The sequence below is a fragment of the Streptomyces ortus genome (assembly GCF_026341275.1).
In the GTDB taxonomy this organism is placed as follows: domain Bacteria; phylum Actinomycetota; class Actinomycetes; order Streptomycetales; family Streptomycetaceae; genus Streptomyces; species Streptomyces ortus.
The window spans coordinates 2854657-2870624 of the sequence record NZ_JAIFZO010000002.1; the positions used below are offsets into that span (position 1 = coordinate 2854657).

The following is a 15968-nucleotide window of genomic DNA, read 5'->3' on the forward strand; positions in this document are numbered from 1 at the left end:
CGCGCTCCGTGTGCGGTCCGGCCCGTCTCGGGTACAGAGACGGGCGGAGCGGGTGGTTCGACGGGCTGCCACGTGGTTAGAAGACTGGGAGTGTTTGTCGCAGCCGGTCCTAAAAGCATCGGGACCGTGCTGTGATCGTGAACACCGTGTTGTGCGGCTCCGTAGTGCTGGATACTGCGGGCAGCCGCTGTCGGTGACCGGTGCCGGGCGCGGTGAGCTGGAGGGGACGGTTCGCGTGAGCGAGATACCAGCGAAGGCCACGGAGTCCGAGGACCCGTCGGGCGGCGCGATGGCTGATGCGACGACAGGCGATGACGCCACGCCCGCGGCGGGCAGGACGGCGGCCGGAGCGTTGCAGACGCCGGACGCGTCGCCGGGCGACACGGTCAACGAGGTCGTCTGGCAGAGCAGCCCGCCCGGATCGATCTACGACTACATCAAGGTCGCCTCGTTCTCGATCGGCCCCGACGGCCTCGTCGACCAGTGGAGCCTGCGCGCCGAGCAGCTCTTCGGCATCCCGACCGACCGCGCCGTGGGCATGGACCCCATCGAGGCCTTCGTGGCCGAGGACCGGCGCGACTTCGGCCAGCGGAAAATGGCCGAAGTCCTCGACGGCAGGGAGTGGACCGGGGTGGTCCCCTTCCGGCTGCCCGAACCGGGGGGCAGCGGCCGGGTCGTCGACGGACTCGCCGAGGTCTACGTCATGCCGACGCGCACCGAGGAGGGCGAACGGGCCGCCGTGTGCATCGTGGTGGACGTACGCACGCTCCGCAGCATCGAAACGGACCTCGCCGCCTCGCAGGCGATATTCGGCCAATCTCCCTTCGGTTTCCTCCTGATCGACCCGGACCTGCGGATTCGCCGCGCCAACCAGCGGTTCGCCTCGACCTTCGGCGGCACCGTCGACGACCACCGCGGCCGTACGGTCAAGGACTATCTGCCGCCGGGTGAGACCGATCGCGTCTCGGCGATACTGCGCCGGGTCCTGGAGACGGGCGACTCCGTCACCGAGATGCTGGTCACGGGCACCGTCCCCGGCAACACCGAGCGCCGCCACTGGTCCATCAACCTCTATCGCGTACACGGCGGTTCGGGCCGGCCGATCGGCGTCGCGTGGCTGGGCACGGACATCACCGCGCGCCGCGCCGCCGCCCGTGAGGCCGCGCAGGCCCGGCGCAATCTCGCCCTCCTGAACGAGGCGGGAGCGCGTATAGGGAACTCACTGGATCTGGAGACCACGGCCCGCGAACTCCTCGACGTGGCCGTCCCCGGCTTCTGCGACCTGGCCTCCGTCGACCTCTACCAAGGTCTGCTCGCCGGTGACGAGACCCCGCCGGGCCTCGCCGACGGCAGTGCCGAACTGCGCCGCGTCGCCTACGCCAGCGCCGTCTCCGACGCGCCCTTCGTGGGAGGCCGCAAGCCCGTGCGCGTCGGCGCGGTCCACCACTTCGCGTTCAACTCCGCCTGCGCGGACGCCCTGCGCACCGCCAAACCGCAGTTCGTCGCCGCCGAGGAGGGCGAGCTGATCCAGTCCACGCTCGCGGTGCCGATGGTCGCCCACGACACGGTCGTCGGCATCGTCCAGTTCTCCCGCACGAAGGGCAGCGAGCCGTTCGGGGAGCGCGACCGGGCGCTCGCGGTCGAACTGGCCGCGCGGGCCGCCGTCTGCATGGACAACGCGCGCCTGTACCGCCGCGAGCACGAACGCGCCCTGATCCTCCAGCGCTCCCTGCTGCCCCCGGGCGACCCGGAGGCCTCCGGCCTGGACATCGCCTGCCGCTACCTGCCGGGGAACGCGGCCACGGAGGTCGGCGGCGACTGGTTCGACGTCATCGAACTGCCCGGGCACCGCACGGCGCTGGTCGTCGGCGACGTCATGGGGCGGGGCCTGCGGGCCGCCGTCGCGATGGGCGAACTCCGCACGGCCGTCCGCACCCTGGCCCTGCTCGACCTCGAACCGGCCGAAGTGCTCTCCGCGCTGGACGAGATCGCCCGGGGACTCGGCACCCCCGGCGGCACCCAGCAATCTACGCGCGGTGCCCGCCAGTCCCGGGACGCCGACCTCTCCGAGGTGTACCTCGCCACCTGTGTGTACGCGGTCTACGACTCCGTGACCCGCCGCTGTACGTTCGCCAACGCCGGCCACCTCCCGCCGGTCCTGGTCGAACCCGGCGAGAGCGCGCTCATGCTCGACGTACCCCCGGGCATGCCCCTGGGGGTCGGCGGCGAGCCCTTCGAGGAGGTGGAGGTCGAACTCCCCGAGGGCGCCCTCCTGGCGCTCTACACGGACGGCCTGGTCGAATCCCGCGACCACCCCCTCGACGAGGGCCTGCAGGCCTTCGTGGGCGCCCTCACCGACCCCTCCGCCCCGCTGGAGGACGTCTGCGACCACGTCCTGAGCACCCTCGACACCCATCACGGCGAGGACGACATCGCCCTGCTGATGGCACGTGTCCAGGGACTGCCCGCCGAGTCGGTCGGCGACTGGACGCTGCCGCGCGAGCCCCGCAGTGTGGGCCGCGCCCGCGAGTTCGCCCGCAACCAACTGGTCGGCTGGGACCTGGAACCGCTCGTCGACACGGCCGAACTGCTCGTCAGCGAGCTGGTCACCAACGCCCTGCGCTACGGCGAGGGCGAGATCAGACTGCGGCTCCTCCTCGACCGCACGCTGGTCTGCGAGGTCTGGGACGCCGGTCTCGTCCAGCCGCGCCGCCGCCGGGCCCGGGACACCGACGAGGGCGGCCGGGGACTGCAGCTGGTGGGGCTGCTCAGCGCCGCCTGGGGCTCGCGCCGCACGCCCCGGGGCAAGACGGTGTGGTTCGAACTGCCCCTGCCCAACGGCGGAACGAGCCTCGCGGACCCGGCGGAGGCCCTGCTGAGCCTGTTCTGACCCCCGCCCGCCACCGCCCGGCCGGCCTCACCCTCCCGAGGAACGCCTGCCGATCTTCGACCCCAGCCAGACCAGCGGGTCGTACTTGCGGTCGACCGCGCGTTCCTTCAGGGGGATCAGCGCGTTGTCCGTGATCTTGATGCCCTCGGGGCAGACCTCGGTGCAGCACTTGGTGATGTTGCAGTAGCCGAGCCCGTGCTCGTCCTGGGCGGTCTTCTTGCGGTCCAGGCCGCTCTCGTCCGCCGCGTCCAGCGGATGCATGTCCAGCTCGGCCACCCGCATCAAAAAGCGCGGCCCGGCGAAGGCGGCCTTGTTCTCCTCGTGGTCGCGCACCACATGGCAGGTGTCCTGGCACAGGAAGCACTCGATGCACTTGCGGAACTCCTGCGACCGGTCCACGTCCTCCTGCATCATCCGGTACTCGCCGGGCTCCAGCTTGTCCGGCGGTACGAACGCGGGCACCTCCCGCGCCTTCGTGTAGTTGAAGCCGACGTCGGTGACGAGGTCGCGGATCACCGGGAAGGCGCGCAGCGGAGTGACGGTGATCGTCTCCTCCCGGGTGAACACCGACATCCGGGTCATGCACAGCAGCCGCGGCCGGCCGTTGATCTCCGCCGAACACGAACCGCACTTGCCCGCCTTGCAGTTCCAGCGCACGGCGAGGTCCGGGGCCTGCGTCGCCTGCAGACGGTGGATGATGTCGAGGACCACCTCGCCGTCGTTCACCTCGACCCCGAAGTCCTCCAGGCCGCCGCCCTCGACGTCCCCGCGCCACACCTTGAAGCGGGCCTCATAGCTGCTCACTCGTAGAGCTCCTCTTCGGCGAGGTACTTGACCAGCTCTTCCTTCTCGAAGAGAGCGAGCAGGTCGGGTCGGATGGGTTCGGTGGTCTCCCGGACCAGGTCGATCTGACCGCGCACCGGGTCCGTCGCCGCCAGGCCGCCGGTGGGATCGGTCAGCCGGCAGAGCAGGTTGACGCGCCGCCAGGCGCGGTCCATCGCCGGGTGGTCCTCGCGGGTGTGGCCGCCGCGCGACTCGGTGCGCTCCAGCGCGGCCCGGGCCACGCACTCGCTGACGAGCAGCATGTTCCGCAGGTCGAGCGCGAGGTGCCAGCCCGGGTTGAACTGCCGGTGCCCCTCGACCCCGGCGCGCCTGGCCCGTACCCGCAGGTCCGCGAGTTTCTCCAGGGCGGCCTCCATCTCCGCCTCCCGGCGGATGATGCCGACGAGGTCGTTCATCGCCTGCTGGAGCTCCTGGTGCAGGGTGTACGGGTTCTCCGGGGGCCGGGCGTCCTCCACGCCGGGCGCCGGCCCCTCGGCCGAGAAGGGCCGCAGGGCCTCGGCGGCGGCCGCGTCGACCTGGGCCTCGTCCACGAGGGGCCGCCCGCCGTCGGGGCCGGTGAGCCCGGTGGCGTACTCCGCGGCGTGCAGTCCGGCCCGCCTCCCGAAGACCAGCAGGTCGGAGAGCGAGTTCCCGCCGAGCCGGTTGGAGCCGTGCATCCCGCCCGCGACCTCACCGGCCGCGAACATTCCTGGCACCCCGCGGGCCGCCGCGGTGTCCGAGTCGACCGCGACGCCGCCCATCACGTAGTGGCAGGTCGGGCCGACCTCCATCGCCTCGGCGGTGATGTCGACGTCCGCCAGCTCCTTGAACTGGTGGTACATGGACGGCAGCCGGCGCCGGATCACCTCGGCGGGCATCCGGGTGGAGACGTCGAGGAAGACTCCGCCGTGGGGTGAGCCGCGGCCCGCCTTGACCTCGGAGTTGATGGCCCGCGCCACCTCGTCCCGGGGGAGCAGTTCGGGCGGGCGCCGGTTGTGGTCCGGGTCCTCGTACCAGCGGTCGCCCTCCTCCTCGGACTGGGCGTACTTCTCCTTGAACACGTCCGGGATGTACTCGAACATGAACCGCTTGCCCTCGGAGTTCCTGAGCACCCCGCCGTCCCCGCGCACCGACTCCGTGACGAGGATCCCCTTCACGGACGGCGGCCAGACCATGCCCGTCGGGTGGAACTGCACGAACTCCATGTTCAGCAGCGGCGCCCCGGCGAGCAGGGCCAGCGCGTGCCCATCGCCCGTGTACTCCCACGAGTTCGACGTCACCTTGAAGGACTTGCCGATGCCGCCGGTGGCGACGACCACCGAGGGCGCCTCCAGGACGAAGAAGCGCCCGGACTCCCGCTGGTAGCAGAAGGCGCCGGAGACCCGGTCGCCGTCCTTCATGATCCGGGTGACCGTGCACTCCTGGAAGACCTTCAGCCGTGACTCGTAGTCACCGGTCTCCTTGAAGTCCTCCTGCTGGAGCGACACGATCTTCTGCTGGAGCGTGCGGATCAGCTCCAGGCCCGTACGGTCGCCGACGTGCGCGAGCCGGGGGTACTCGTGCCCGCCGAAGTTGCGCTGGGATATGCGCCCGTCCGCCGTACGGTCGAAGAGGGCGCCCCAGGTCTCCAGTTCCCACACGCGGTCGGGGGCCTCCTGGGCGTGCAGCTCGGCCATCCGCCACTGGTTGAGGAACTTGCCGCCGCGCAGGGTGTCGCGGAAGTGGACCTGCCAGTTGTCGCCGGAGTTGACGTTGCCCATGGCCGCCGCGATGCCGCCCTCGGCCATCACGGTGTGCGCCTTGCCGAAGAGCGACTTGCAGATGACGGCCGTACGCGCGCCGCGCTCCCGTGCCGCGATCGCCGCCCGCAGGCCGGCCCCTCCGGCACCGACCACGACGACGTCCCACTCCTGCCGGTCGACCACGGACATCAGAAGCACCTTTGCCTGTTAGAAGAAGGTCGGGTCACTGAAGGCACCGGACGCGAGCAGATACACGTAGAAGTCGGCGAGTGCCACGCTCACCAGCGACGCCCAGGCGAGCTGCATGTGCCGGGCGTTGAGGCGGCCGACGAGCTGCCAGGCCCGGTAGCGCACGGGGTGCTTGGAGAAGTGCTTGAGCTTGCCGCCGACGATGTGCCGGCAGGAGTGGCACGAGAGGGTGTACGCCCAGATCAGCGTGATGTTGACCAGGAACACGAGCGTGCCGAGCCCCATGTGGCCCCACTCGTACTCCTCGTTCCGGAAGGCGAGGACCGTGTCGTACGTGAGGATCCCGGCGACCGGTACCGCCGCGTAGAAGAAGTAGCGGTGGATGTTCTGCAGGATCAGCGGGAAGCGGGTCTCCCCGGTGTACTTCTTGTGCGGCTCGGCGACCGCGCAGGCCGGGGGCGAGGCCCAGAAACCCCGGTAGTAGGCCTTGCGGTAGTAGTAGCAGGTCAGCCGGAAGCCGAGCGGGAAGATCAGCACGATCAGGGCGGGGGACAGGCCCCACCAGCTGCCGAAGAGTTCCCAGTTGGGCCCGTTCCTCATCGGTTCGCAGTTCTCCGCCAGACACGGGGAGTAGAACGGCGAGACGTACGGGGCCGCGTAGTAGTCGCTGTTCGAGAAGGCCCGCCACGTCGAGTAGACGACGAAGGCCAGCAGCCCGGCCGCGGTCGCGGCGGGCGCCAGCCACCAGCGGTCGGTCCGCAGATGCGGGGAGGTGATCGCGGCGCGCGTACCGTTGCGTACGCCGCCGCTGTTCATTTGGGGTTCCGTACCAGTGGCCAAGGAGAGCTCCGGTCGGGGATCAGGGTGCGTGGCGGTCGCGGGCGCCGAGACCCTCGTCGTCGGAGTCCGTCCACAGGGTCGTGTCGTACGGGGTGTCGGGGATGGACACGAGGTCGGGGCGCTTCGGGCTGGTGAGACCGGGTGCGACCGCGCGCAGCAGCGCCACGCTCTCGCGCAGGTGATCGGCGTCGGTGCGCACTCTGCGCATCTCCAGGCCGCCACCGTCCAACCGCTGTTCCAGGCGCTTCACCGACCGCACGAGGTCGTCGAGGCAGCGCTGTACTGACGTCAGTTCGTCGTGCACGGACATGACTTGCCCTCACTTCCGCGGACCCATCGGTCCAAGGCGGCAACGTTCATGCGCCTGCGAGTGTCGCGCGTCACACCGGCTGGTGGGAAGGGACGTGCATGGATTGGGAAGATCCGGCAGAAGCCCTTCGGGGGGCGTGCGGGTGTCGAGCCCGCTCCGGCGCGCGGGCCCGGAGCATTGCGCCGCACGGGTGGGCTTCCCCGGGCCCGCCGCCGTGTCGCCGCCCGGTGCCGGAACCTTTCCTCTTCAGTGGCCGCATAGATCTGATCAACTCCAAATACCGCCAAACGTGATCAGACCACCCGTGTTCACCCGTGGAGCGGCCCCCCCCCCGGAGGTACCAGTCATGTCCCACGACGGCGTCGGACTGCGCGCGGTGACGCGCTCGGTAGCGTTCCTCACGGCGGGCGTCCTCGCGGTGCCCGCCCTCGCCGGGTGCAGCGAGCAGGACGGGGCGGGCAGGCCCGCCGCCGCCCAGGACATCGCGTCCGCCGAGCGCGGCCGGGTCGCCGACGGCGGCACCCTGCGCTGGGCCGTGGACAACGTCCCGGAGACCCTCAACACCTTCCAGGCGGACGCGGACGCCGCCACCTCCCGGGTCGCCGGAGCCGTCCTGCCCTCCCTGTACCGGCTCGACGCGAACGGCCGCCCCCAGCGCAACCCCGACTACCTGGAGAGCGCGAAGATCGTCGAGCGCGAGCCCCGGCAGGTCGTGCTCTACAAGCTCAACCAGCAGGCCGTCTGGAGCGACGGCCGCGAGATCGGCGCCGCGGACTTCTCCGCCCAGTGGCGCGCCCTGTCCGGCAAGGACACCGCGTACTGGACCGCCCGCAACGCCGGCTACGACCGTATCGAGAAGATCGAGCGCGGCAAGAACGACCTGGAGGTGCGGGTCACCTTCAAGAGGCCGTACGCGGACTGGCGGTCGCTGTTCTCGCCGCTGTACCCGAAGGACGTCACGGGCACCCCGGACACCTTCAACGACAGCGCCCGCCGCAGGCTCAAGGTCACCGCGGGCCCCTTCGCCGTCGACTCGGTCGACCGCAAGTCGGGCGACGTCACCCTCAAGCGCAACCCCCGCTGGTGGGGGCGGCCCGCCAAGCTCTCCGAGCTGGTCCTGCGGGCCGTGCCCCGCGAGAAACGCGCCGCGGCGCTCGCCGGCGGCCGGCTCGACCTGGCCGAGATCGACGTCTCCGAGGCCCACCGCGTCACCTCCGCCGACCGGGAGGCGAAGGCCGGCCAGGGCGCGCCGCTCACCCACGGCCCCGCCGCCGCCCTCACCCCGGGCCGGGCGCTGCGTTCCTGGGCGATCGCGCACGGCTCCGACGAGGAGGCGGCCGAGAAGGAGACCACGGCCCGCAAGAAGCGCGCCAAGGCCGTGGCGAAGTACACCGGCCAGCAGTCCGCCCTGCGCGCCTACACGGTCCGCAAGTCCCTCGAACCGGCCTTCACCCAGCTCGCCCTGAACGGCTCCCAGGGCCCGCTCGCCGACGAACGGGTCCGCAGGGCGGTAGCCCGCGCCCTCGACCGCGAGGAGCTCGCCAAGGCCGTCCTGGAGCCGCTGGGCCTGCCCGCCGAGCCGGTCGGCAGCCACCTCGCGCTCGCCGGACAGCACGCGTACGCCGACGGCAGCGGGGCGCTCGGCGGCCAGGACACCCGGGAGGCGCAGGCCCTGCTCTCCGACGCCGGCTGGGTGGCGGGCGGCTCCCTCAAGAAGAAGTCCAAGAAGGCGGCGGGCGCCGAGGCCTCGAAGGGGTCCGAGGGCAAGCACTCCAAGCACTCCAAGCGCTCCAAGGGCTCCGGCGGCCTAGGGGACGCGGACGACGCGGACGGCTCCGGGGACGACGGCACGTACATCGTCGGCGGGACGGACGACAAGCCCGCCGCCGACGAGAGCCCCACCGTCCTCGCGCCCGGGCGGCGGCACGGGGCGGGCGGGACGGAGAAGCACCTCGCCCAGGACGGGAAGCAGCAGCTCAGGCCGGGCGGCGCGCCGGGAGCGTACGCGCCCAGGGGCACCCGCGCCCCGGGCCCCGCCGCCGGGGGACCGCTCGCGAAGAACGGGAAGCCGCTGTCGCTGCGCTTCGTGCTTCCCTCGGGCCCCGGATCCCAGTCGCTGCGGGCGGTCGGGGAGCGGATCGCCCGGATGCTGGACCGCGTCGGCATCCGCACGGAGATCTCCAAGGTCGCCGACGACAGCTACTTCAAGGACCACATCGCCTCGGGCCGGTACGACCTGGCCCTGTACTCCTGGCCCGCGTCCGCGTTCCCCGCGACCGACGCCCGCCCCATCTACGCCAAGCCGGTCCCGGCGGCGGACGGCTCCCTGAACGTCGAGCAGAACTTCACCCGGGTCGGGACCGACCAGGTGGACCAGCTCTTCGACCAGGCGATCGCCGAACTGGACGCGGACGAGTCCCGCTCCCTGGTCCGCAAGGCCGACGCCCGCATCTGGGCCGCCGCGGGCTCGATCCCCCTCTATCAGCGCCCTCAGCTGACGGCGGCCCGTAACGGTCTGGCCAACGCGGGAGCCTTCGGTTTCCAGACCCCCCTCTACGAGGACATCGGTTTCCTCAAAAAGGGCTGAACCCGCAGGTGAGCCGCGCCCCCGGGTCCCGTACGGGGCGCGGGGCCGTGGCCTTCGCGACTGCGTTGCGGGGCGCGGCAGGCCTCCGTCGGCCCGCCCCGTGGGAGCCGGCCGAAGCAGCCCGCGAAGCCCCAGTGGCGGCGGGCCCGTACCATGGGGGTAAGGCCGTGGCACGTTTCAGCCCGGCAGGGCCCCGCGCAGCAGCGGTTGGCCGTCACCTCACTCCGGGAGAAGCGCCTCAATATGGCCACGCGCCACGACATCCGCAACGTCGCCATCGTCGCCCACGTCGACCACGGCAAGACCACCCTGGTCGACGCCATGCTCAAGCAGGCCGGTGCCTTCGCCGCGCACGCCGCCGAGTCGCTCGACGACCGCATGATGGACTCGAACGACCTGGAACGTGAGAAGGGCATCACGATCCTGGCCAAGAACACGGCGGTGAAGTACCACCCGAAGGATGGCGGCGACGTCATCACCATCAACATCATCGACACCCCCGGCCACGCCGACTTCGGTGGTGAGGTCGAGCGCGGTCTGTCGATGGTGGACGCGGTCGTCCTCCTGGTCGACGCCTCCGAGGGCCCGCTGCCCCAGACCCGCTTCGTGCTGCGCAAGGCGCTGCAGGCCCGCCTGCCCGTCATCCTGTGCATCAACAAGACGGACCGCCCCGACTCGCGTATCGACGAGGTCGTGAACGAGGCGTACGACCTCTTCCTCGACCTGGACGCCGACGAGGAGCAGATCGAGTTCCCGATCGTCTACGCCTGCGCCCGTGACGGCGTGGCCTCGCTGACCAAGCCGGAGAACGGCACGGTCCCGGCCGACAGCGACAGCCTGGAGCCGTTCTTCTCCACGATCCTGTCGCACGTCCCGGCCCCGTCCTACGACGAGGAGGCCCCGCTCCAGGCGCACGTCACCAACCTGGACGCGGACAACTTCCTGGGCCGTATCGCGCTGCTGCGCGTCGAGCAGGGTGAGCTGCGCAAGGGTCAGACGGTCACGTGGATCAAGCGTGACGGCACCATGTCGAACGTCCGCATCACCGAGCTGCTGATGACCGAGGCGCTCACCCGCAAGCCCGCCGAGAAGGCGGGCCCCGGTGACATCTGCGCCGTCGCCGGTATCCCGGACATCATGATCGGCGAGACCCTGGCCGACCCCGAGAACCCGATCGCGCTGCCGCTCATCACGGTGGACGAGCCGGCCATCTCGATGACCATCGGTACGAACACCTCCCCGATGGTCGGCCGCGGCGCGACCGGCAAGGGTGCGGACGCCAAGGCCGTGGTCAAGGACCGCAAGGTCACCGCCCGGCAGGTCAAGGACCGCCTGGACCGCGAGCTGATCGGTAACGTCTCGCTGCGGGTCCTGGACACCGAGCGCCCCGACGCCTGGGAGGTGCAGGGCCGCGGTGAGCTGGCGCTGGCCATCCTGGTCGAGCAGATGCGCCGTGAGGGCTTCGAGCTGACCATCGGCAAGCCGCAGGTGGTCACGCAGGTCATCGACGGCAAGGTGCACGAGCCGGTCGAGCGCATGACGATCGACGTGCCCGAGGAGCACATGGGCGCGGTCACGCAGCTCATGGGCGTCCGCAAGGGCCGCATGGACAACATGTCGAACCACGGCTCGGGCTGGGTCCGGCTGGAGTTCGTCGTGCCGTCCCGCGGCCTCATCGGCTTCCGTACGGAGTTCCTGACGGGGACGCGCGGCACGGGTATCGCCCACTCGATCCACGAGGGCCACGAGCCGTGGTTCGGCACGCTGACGACCCGTAACAACGGTTCGCTGGTCGCCGACCGCTCCGGCGCCGTCACCGCGTTCGCGATGACGAACCTCCAGGAGCGGGGTGTGCTCTTCACCGAGCCCGGCACCGAGGTGTACGAGGGCATGATCGTCGGTGAGAACTCGCGCGCCGACGACATGGACGTGAACATCACCAAGGAGAAGAAGCTCACCAACATGCGGTCGGCCGCGGCCGACTCCTTCGAGGCGATCGTCCCGCCGCGCAAGCTCTCGCTGGAGCAGTCGCTGGAGTTCTGCCGCGACGACGAGTGCGTCGAGGTGACCCCGGAGGCCGTGCGCATCCGCAAGGTCAACCTGGACGCCCGTGAGCGCGGTCGCGCCGCGAGCCGCGCCAAGCACGGCTGAGCCTGCCTCGTCCGGGCCCCTGAGGGCCTTCTGAAGTGCCCGGTCCTCCGCACGGCGGGGGGCCGGGCCTTCGGCGTACGCGCATGCCGGAAAAACGGCTCAGTTCGGACAACGGCGGAAAGGATGCGGCGGCGTTCGCATATCGGTCAATGCCCAATCAAGTTTCGGACACGTAAACGAAATTTTCGTAGTAGATGACCGATTCGCCGGAAAGTCGTCTCAGCTGTCAAGCGCGTGCAGGTGTCATTCTCTGCAATTTTTGCTCAAAATTTCGACGGTAGGGAGATCCCTATGTCTTCCGCCCTTGACGCGCGTTGACCCACTTGGTGAAAGTTCCCTGAAACCACAGAACCTGCCGGTATCTGTGCTGCGCTCAACTCTCCATCCCCCGGGGGACGAACAAAGATGACCAGTCCAACCAAGGCCGAGGGCTCCGGGCCGTCGGCTGCCTTGGACCCCGAGCTCGCGTCGAACGCCGAGCCCGCCGAGGCCGAGCAGCTCGAAGGCCGTTCCCCCGGGCAGCTGATGTGGCACCGCTTCAAGCGAGACCGTACCGGAGTCATCTCCGCGTGCGTGGTGATTTTTTTCTTCGCGGTCGCCGCCCTCGCCCCGGTCATCTCGTCCCTGTACGGCAAGGACCCCTACACGCTGTACGCGCAGGAGCCCGAGTACCCCTTCCTGCTCGACGACTTCGCCATGCCCACCGGCTCCTTCGGGGGCATGTCCAGTGACTTCTGGTTCGGTGTCGAGCCCAAGCTGGGCCGCGATGTGTTCACCATGCTGCTGTACGGCATGCGCACCTCGCTCTACATGGCCGTGCTCGTCACGGTGTTCAGCGTGCTCACGGGTGTCGTCCTCGGGATGATCAGCGGCTACTTCGGCGGCAAGGTCGACTACTGGCTGGGCCGCGTCACCGACTTCTTCCTGGCCTTCCCGCAGCAGCTGTTCTTCATCGCCTTCATGCCCGTGGTCACCGCGATGTTCGTCTCCCCGACGGACGAGACCCCCACCTATCTGCGTGCGGTGGCGATCATCCTGGTGATGTGGTTCCTCGGCTGGATGGGCATGGCCCGTCTGGTGCGCAGCTCCGTGCTCTCCCTGCGGGAGCGGGAGTTCGTGGAGGCGGCGAAGGTCTCGGGCGCCTCTCCGACGCGTATCGTGCGCAAGGAGATCCTGCCGAACATCGTCACGCCGATCCTGGTGCAGGGCACGTACATGCTGCCCAGCGCGATCCTCTCGATCGCGTTCCTCAGCTACGTCGGTGTCGGCTTCGTCGAGCCGACACCGGACTGGGGCCGGATGTTCGCCATCGGCGCCGGGATCTACGAGCAGGACCCGATGTTCATGTTCTTCCCGGGCATCGCGATGGTGATCTTCGTGCTCGCCTTCAATCTTCTCGGCGACTCCGTCCGGGACGCATTCGACCCCAAGACCGGACGTTGAACGTCCATTGGTGGTGGGGGGGCTGCCACCCCCGTTCCGGCTCGTCCGGACCGTCAGGCAGCGCTCGTGGACAACTATCGACAGGTAGGTCATCGGCATCATGAACCCGATAAGAATGCGCACCGTCCGTGCGATAACCGTCGCCATCGCGGCGGGATCGCTGGCACTGACCGGCTGCAGCGACAGCGGCAAGGACAGCGGCAAGGACGACTCCAAGTCCAAGGAGGACGCCAAGGCGCAGTCGAAGCCTGTCGCCTACGGCGACGCGCAGGCGTCGAACGGTCCGGCCGAAGCGGTGGCCGGGGCCAAGACCGGTGGCACGATCAACGTCTACCAGCAGTCCGACCTGTCCCACATGGACCCGGGCCAGATCTACGTCAGTGACGCCGGCCAGTTCGCCAACCTGATCCACCGCGGTCTGACGAACTTCCAGGAGGACGAGAAGGGCAACCTGACCGTCGTCGGAGACATCGCCACCGACTCCGGCAAGTCGTCCGAGGGCGGCAAGACCTGGACGTACACCCTGAAGGACGACGTCAAGGACGAGGACGGCAACGTCATCACGTCCAAGGACGTCCGGCACACCATCGAGCGGCAGTACTCGAAGGTGATCTTCGACGGTCCGACGTACGTCCAGACCTGGCTCTCCGGCTCCGACTACCGCAAGGCGCTGCCCGACGGCCCGTACAAGGGCAAGCACCTGCCGGACTCGGTCCTGGAGACCCCGGACGACAAAACGGTCGTCTTCCACTTCAAGACCGCCCAGCCGGACCTCCCGCAGGCCCTGGCCATGGCCGGCTACGCCATCGTGCCCGAGAAGCAGGACACGAAGGAGAAGTACGACAAGGCCCCCGCCTCCCTCGGCCCGTACAAGATCGCCGAGTACAAGGCCGGCAAGTCCCTCAAGCTGGTCAAGAACGACCAGTGGGACGAGAAGACGGACTCGGTGCGCCACCAGTACGTCGACGGCTACAACTTCACCAACACCATCGACCAGGCCAGCCAGACCAAGCGTCTGATCGCCGACAAGGGCGAGGCCCAGAACGCCATCCAGTTCACCGACTCGGTGGACCCGGCGCAGCTGTCGACGGTCATCGGCAACGCCGACGCGAAGAAGCGCACCATCCAGGGTTACCAGGTCTACGTCTGGGCCCTGAGCTTCAACCTCGACAGCGCCAAGATGAAGGACAAGAAGATCCGGGACGCGATCACCTACGCGATCCCGAACCAGTCCATGGTGCAGGCGGACGGCGGCCGGTACGGCGGTGAGGTCGCGGGTGGTCTGCTGGCCCCGACCCTGCCCGGCTTCGACCCGAAGTACGACCCGTTCGGCAAGCTGAAGAAGCCCAACGGCGACCCGGCGAAGGCCAAGGAGCTCCTGAAGGAGGCGGGCTTCAAGCAGGGCACCAAGCTCAGCTACGCCTACTCCAACACCCCCCGCGGCCAGGCCCAGATGGTCATCATCAAGGACGCGCTGAACAAGCTCGGCTTCGATGTCCAGGCCAAGGAGATCGACCGCGCGACCTTCTACGAGCAGGTCGGCAAGCTCAAGAACCCGTACGACCTGTACATGACCGGCTGGGGCCAGGACTGGCCGTCGCCGTCCACGGTCATCACGCCCGTCTACGACGGTGACCTGGTCGCCGACGGTGCCCCGAACTACTCGCACATCGACGACCCGAAGGTCAACGCCCTCATCAAGAAGGCCGTGACCGAGCAGCCCGAGCAGGCCGCCAAGACCTGGGAAGAGGCCCACCACCGCATCGTGGAGGACACCAACCCCAGCGCCCCGGTCTACTACTCGAAGCAGATGCAGCTCTTCGGTTCGAACATCGGTGGCGCCCGCTTCAGCACGGAGTCGAGCTACATCGACATCAACGACCTGTTCCTGAAGAAGCCGTAACACCCATGATCGGCTGATCCGCGGGGGTGTGCGCCAGGCGGAGCGCACCCCCGCGGTCGGTATCCCCCTCCTGCCGCCGCGTTTCGAAGAGAGCACCCACCCGCCATGCTTCAGTTCCTCATCCGCAGGCTGAGCGGCGCCGTCGTGATCATGTTCCTGATCGGCGCCTTCACGTTCTTCCTGTTCTATACGATCCCCCAGGACTTCGCGCAGCTGTCCTGCGGTAAGAACTGCTCCCCCGAGAACATCGCGGTCATCCGCGAGAACCTCGGCCTGGACAAGCCCATCACCACCCAGTTCTGGGAATTCATGATGGGCATCGTGTCCGGCCGGGACTTCCCGCAGGGGCACTGCGCCGCCCCGTGCCTGGGTGTCTCGTTCGACAGCGGCGACTTCGTGTGGGACTCCATCATGGACCGCTTCCCGCTGACACTCTCGCTGACCATCGGCGGCCTGGTGATCTTCCTGATCTTCGGCCTCGGTACGGGTCTGATGGCGGCCTGGAAGCGCGGAACCGCCCTCGACAAGGTGGTCAGCGGCTCCTCGATGGTGCTCAGCTCGTTCCAGATCTACTTCCTGGGCCCCATCGTCCTCAGCCTCCTCGTCTACAACACCGGCTGGCTGGAGAGTCCCAAGTACGTGTCCTTCACGGACAACCCGGGCAGCTGGTTCATGGGCATGCTGATCCCCTGGGCCGTGATGGCCACCATCTTCACCGCCCAGTACACCCGTATGGCACGCTCGACGATGATCGAGCAGCTCCAGGAGGAGCACGTCAGGACCGCGCGGGCCAAGGGCATGCGGCAGAGCTACGTCTTCTTCCGCTACGCCTGGCGCGGTTCGCTCATCCCGATCGTCACGATCATCGGCATGGACCTCAGCGCGCTCCTGTCGGGCGCCGTGGTCACGGAGTTCACCTTCGACCTCGCCGGTATCGGGCGTCTCGCGGTCGAGGGCTCGCTGACCAAGGACCTTCCGCTGACGATGGGCGTCATGCTGTTCGGCGCCTTCTTCATCCTGATCCTGAACATCGTCGTGGACCTCGCCTACGCCTACATCGACCCGCGCGTGCGCCTCGCCTAGGAGAAATA

10 protein-coding genes are annotated in these 15968 nt (G+C 69.1%); 6 read left to right on the top strand and 4 right to left on the bottom strand.

Translation table 11 applies throughout. The annotated features are described in order from the left end of the window. The first annotated feature begins 235 nt into the window (after positions 1-235). Positions 236-2890 carry a SpoIIE family protein phosphatase gene (locus K3769_RS15830; protein WP_267027076.1) on the top strand — a complete coding sequence of 885 codons (2655 nt, stop codon included), beginning with the start codon at positions 236-238 and terminating at the stop codon, positions 2888-2890. 27 nt (positions 2891-2917) lie between these two features. Here K3769_RS15830 and K3769_RS15835 read toward each other — a convergent pair whose 3' ends face one another. From K3769_RS15835 to K3769_RS15850, 4 genes are read right to left on the bottom strand one after another with little or no spacing between them, the layout of a single operon-like run. Then, complete coding sequence (locus K3769_RS15835; protein ID WP_267027077.1) at positions 2918-3694, bottom strand: succinate dehydrogenase/fumarate reductase iron-sulfur subunit; 777 nt, start codon at positions 3692-3694, stop codon at positions 2918-2920. Then, positions 3691-5643, bottom strand: a complete 1953-nt coding sequence (locus K3769_RS15840; RefSeq protein WP_267027078.1) for a fumarate reductase/succinate dehydrogenase flavoprotein subunit — start codon at positions 5641-5643, stop codon at positions 3691-3693. Before K3769_RS15840 ends, K3769_RS15835 begins: the two co-directional genes overlap by 4 nt. 18 nt (positions 5644-5661) lie before the next feature. Next, a complete protein-coding gene (sdhC, locus tag K3769_RS15845) occupies positions 5662-6483 on the bottom strand; it encodes a succinate dehydrogenase subunit SdhC (RefSeq protein WP_372514951.1) in 822 nt (273 codons plus the stop codon). 19 nt (positions 6484-6502) lie between these two features. Then, positions 6503-6793: an Rv0250c family protein gene (locus K3769_RS15850; protein WP_267027080.1), complete on the bottom strand. Its 291-nt coding sequence runs from the start codon at positions 6791-6793 to the stop codon at positions 6503-6505. 346 nt (positions 6794-7139) lie between these two features. Here K3769_RS15850 and K3769_RS15855 point away from each other — a divergent pair, with 346 nt between their 5' ends. From K3769_RS15855 to K3769_RS15875, 5 genes are all read left to right on the top strand, one after another. After that, on the top strand, positions 7140-9380 hold the full coding sequence (locus tag K3769_RS15855; RefSeq protein WP_267027081.1) for an ABC transporter family substrate-binding protein: 2241 nt from the start codon (positions 7140-7142) through the stop codon (positions 9378-9380). Positions 9381-9623: 243 nt separating this feature from the next. After that, on the top strand, positions 9624-11531 hold the full coding sequence (gene typA / locus K3769_RS15860; protein ID WP_267027082.1) for a translational GTPase TypA: 1908 nt from the start codon (positions 9624-9626) through the stop codon (positions 11529-11531). 405 nt (positions 11532-11936) lie between these two features. Next, positions 11937-12974 (top strand): ABC transporter permease, encoded by a 1038-nt coding sequence (locus K3769_RS15865; RefSeq protein ID WP_267027083.1) that lies wholly within the window; start codon positions 11937-11939, stop codon positions 12972-12974. A gap of 100 nt (positions 12975-13074) precedes the next feature. After that, positions 13075-14877: an ABC transporter substrate-binding protein gene (locus K3769_RS15870; protein ID WP_267027084.1), complete on the top strand. Its 1803-nt coding sequence runs from the start codon at positions 13075-13077 to the stop codon at positions 14875-14877. A gap of 105 nt (positions 14878-14982) precedes the next feature. Then, entirely contained in the window at positions 14983-15960 is a 978-nt protein-coding gene (locus tag K3769_RS15875; protein WP_267027085.1) for an ABC transporter permease, read from the top strand. The last annotated feature ends 8 nt before the right edge of the window (positions 15961-15968 follow it).

Coding starts and splice junctions, on each gene's coding strand:
- K3769_RS15855 (WP_267027081.1), top strand. CDS start 7,140: ATGTCCCACGACGGCGTCGGACTGCGCGCGGTGACGCGCTCGGTAGCG.
- K3769_RS15870 (WP_267027084.1), top strand. CDS start 13,075: ATGAACCCGATAAGAATGCGCACCGTCCGTGCGATAACCGTCGCCATC.
- typA (WP_267027082.1), top strand. CDS start 9,624: ATGGCCACGCGCCACGACATCCGCAACGTCGCCATCGTCGCCCACGTC.
- K3769_RS15850 (WP_267027080.1), bottom strand. CDS start 6,793: ATGTCCGTGCACGACGAACTGACGTCAGTACAGCGCTGCCTCGACGAC.
- K3769_RS15875 (WP_267027085.1), top strand. CDS start 14,983: ATGCTTCAGTTCCTCATCCGCAGGCTGAGCGGCGCCGTCGTGATCATG.
- K3769_RS15840 (WP_267027078.1), bottom strand. CDS start 5,643: ATGTCCGTGGTCGACCGGCAGGAGTGGGACGTCGTCGTGGTCGGTGCC.
- K3769_RS15865 (WP_267027083.1), top strand. CDS start 11,937: ATGACCAGTCCAACCAAGGCCGAGGGCTCCGGGCCGTCGGCTGCCTTG.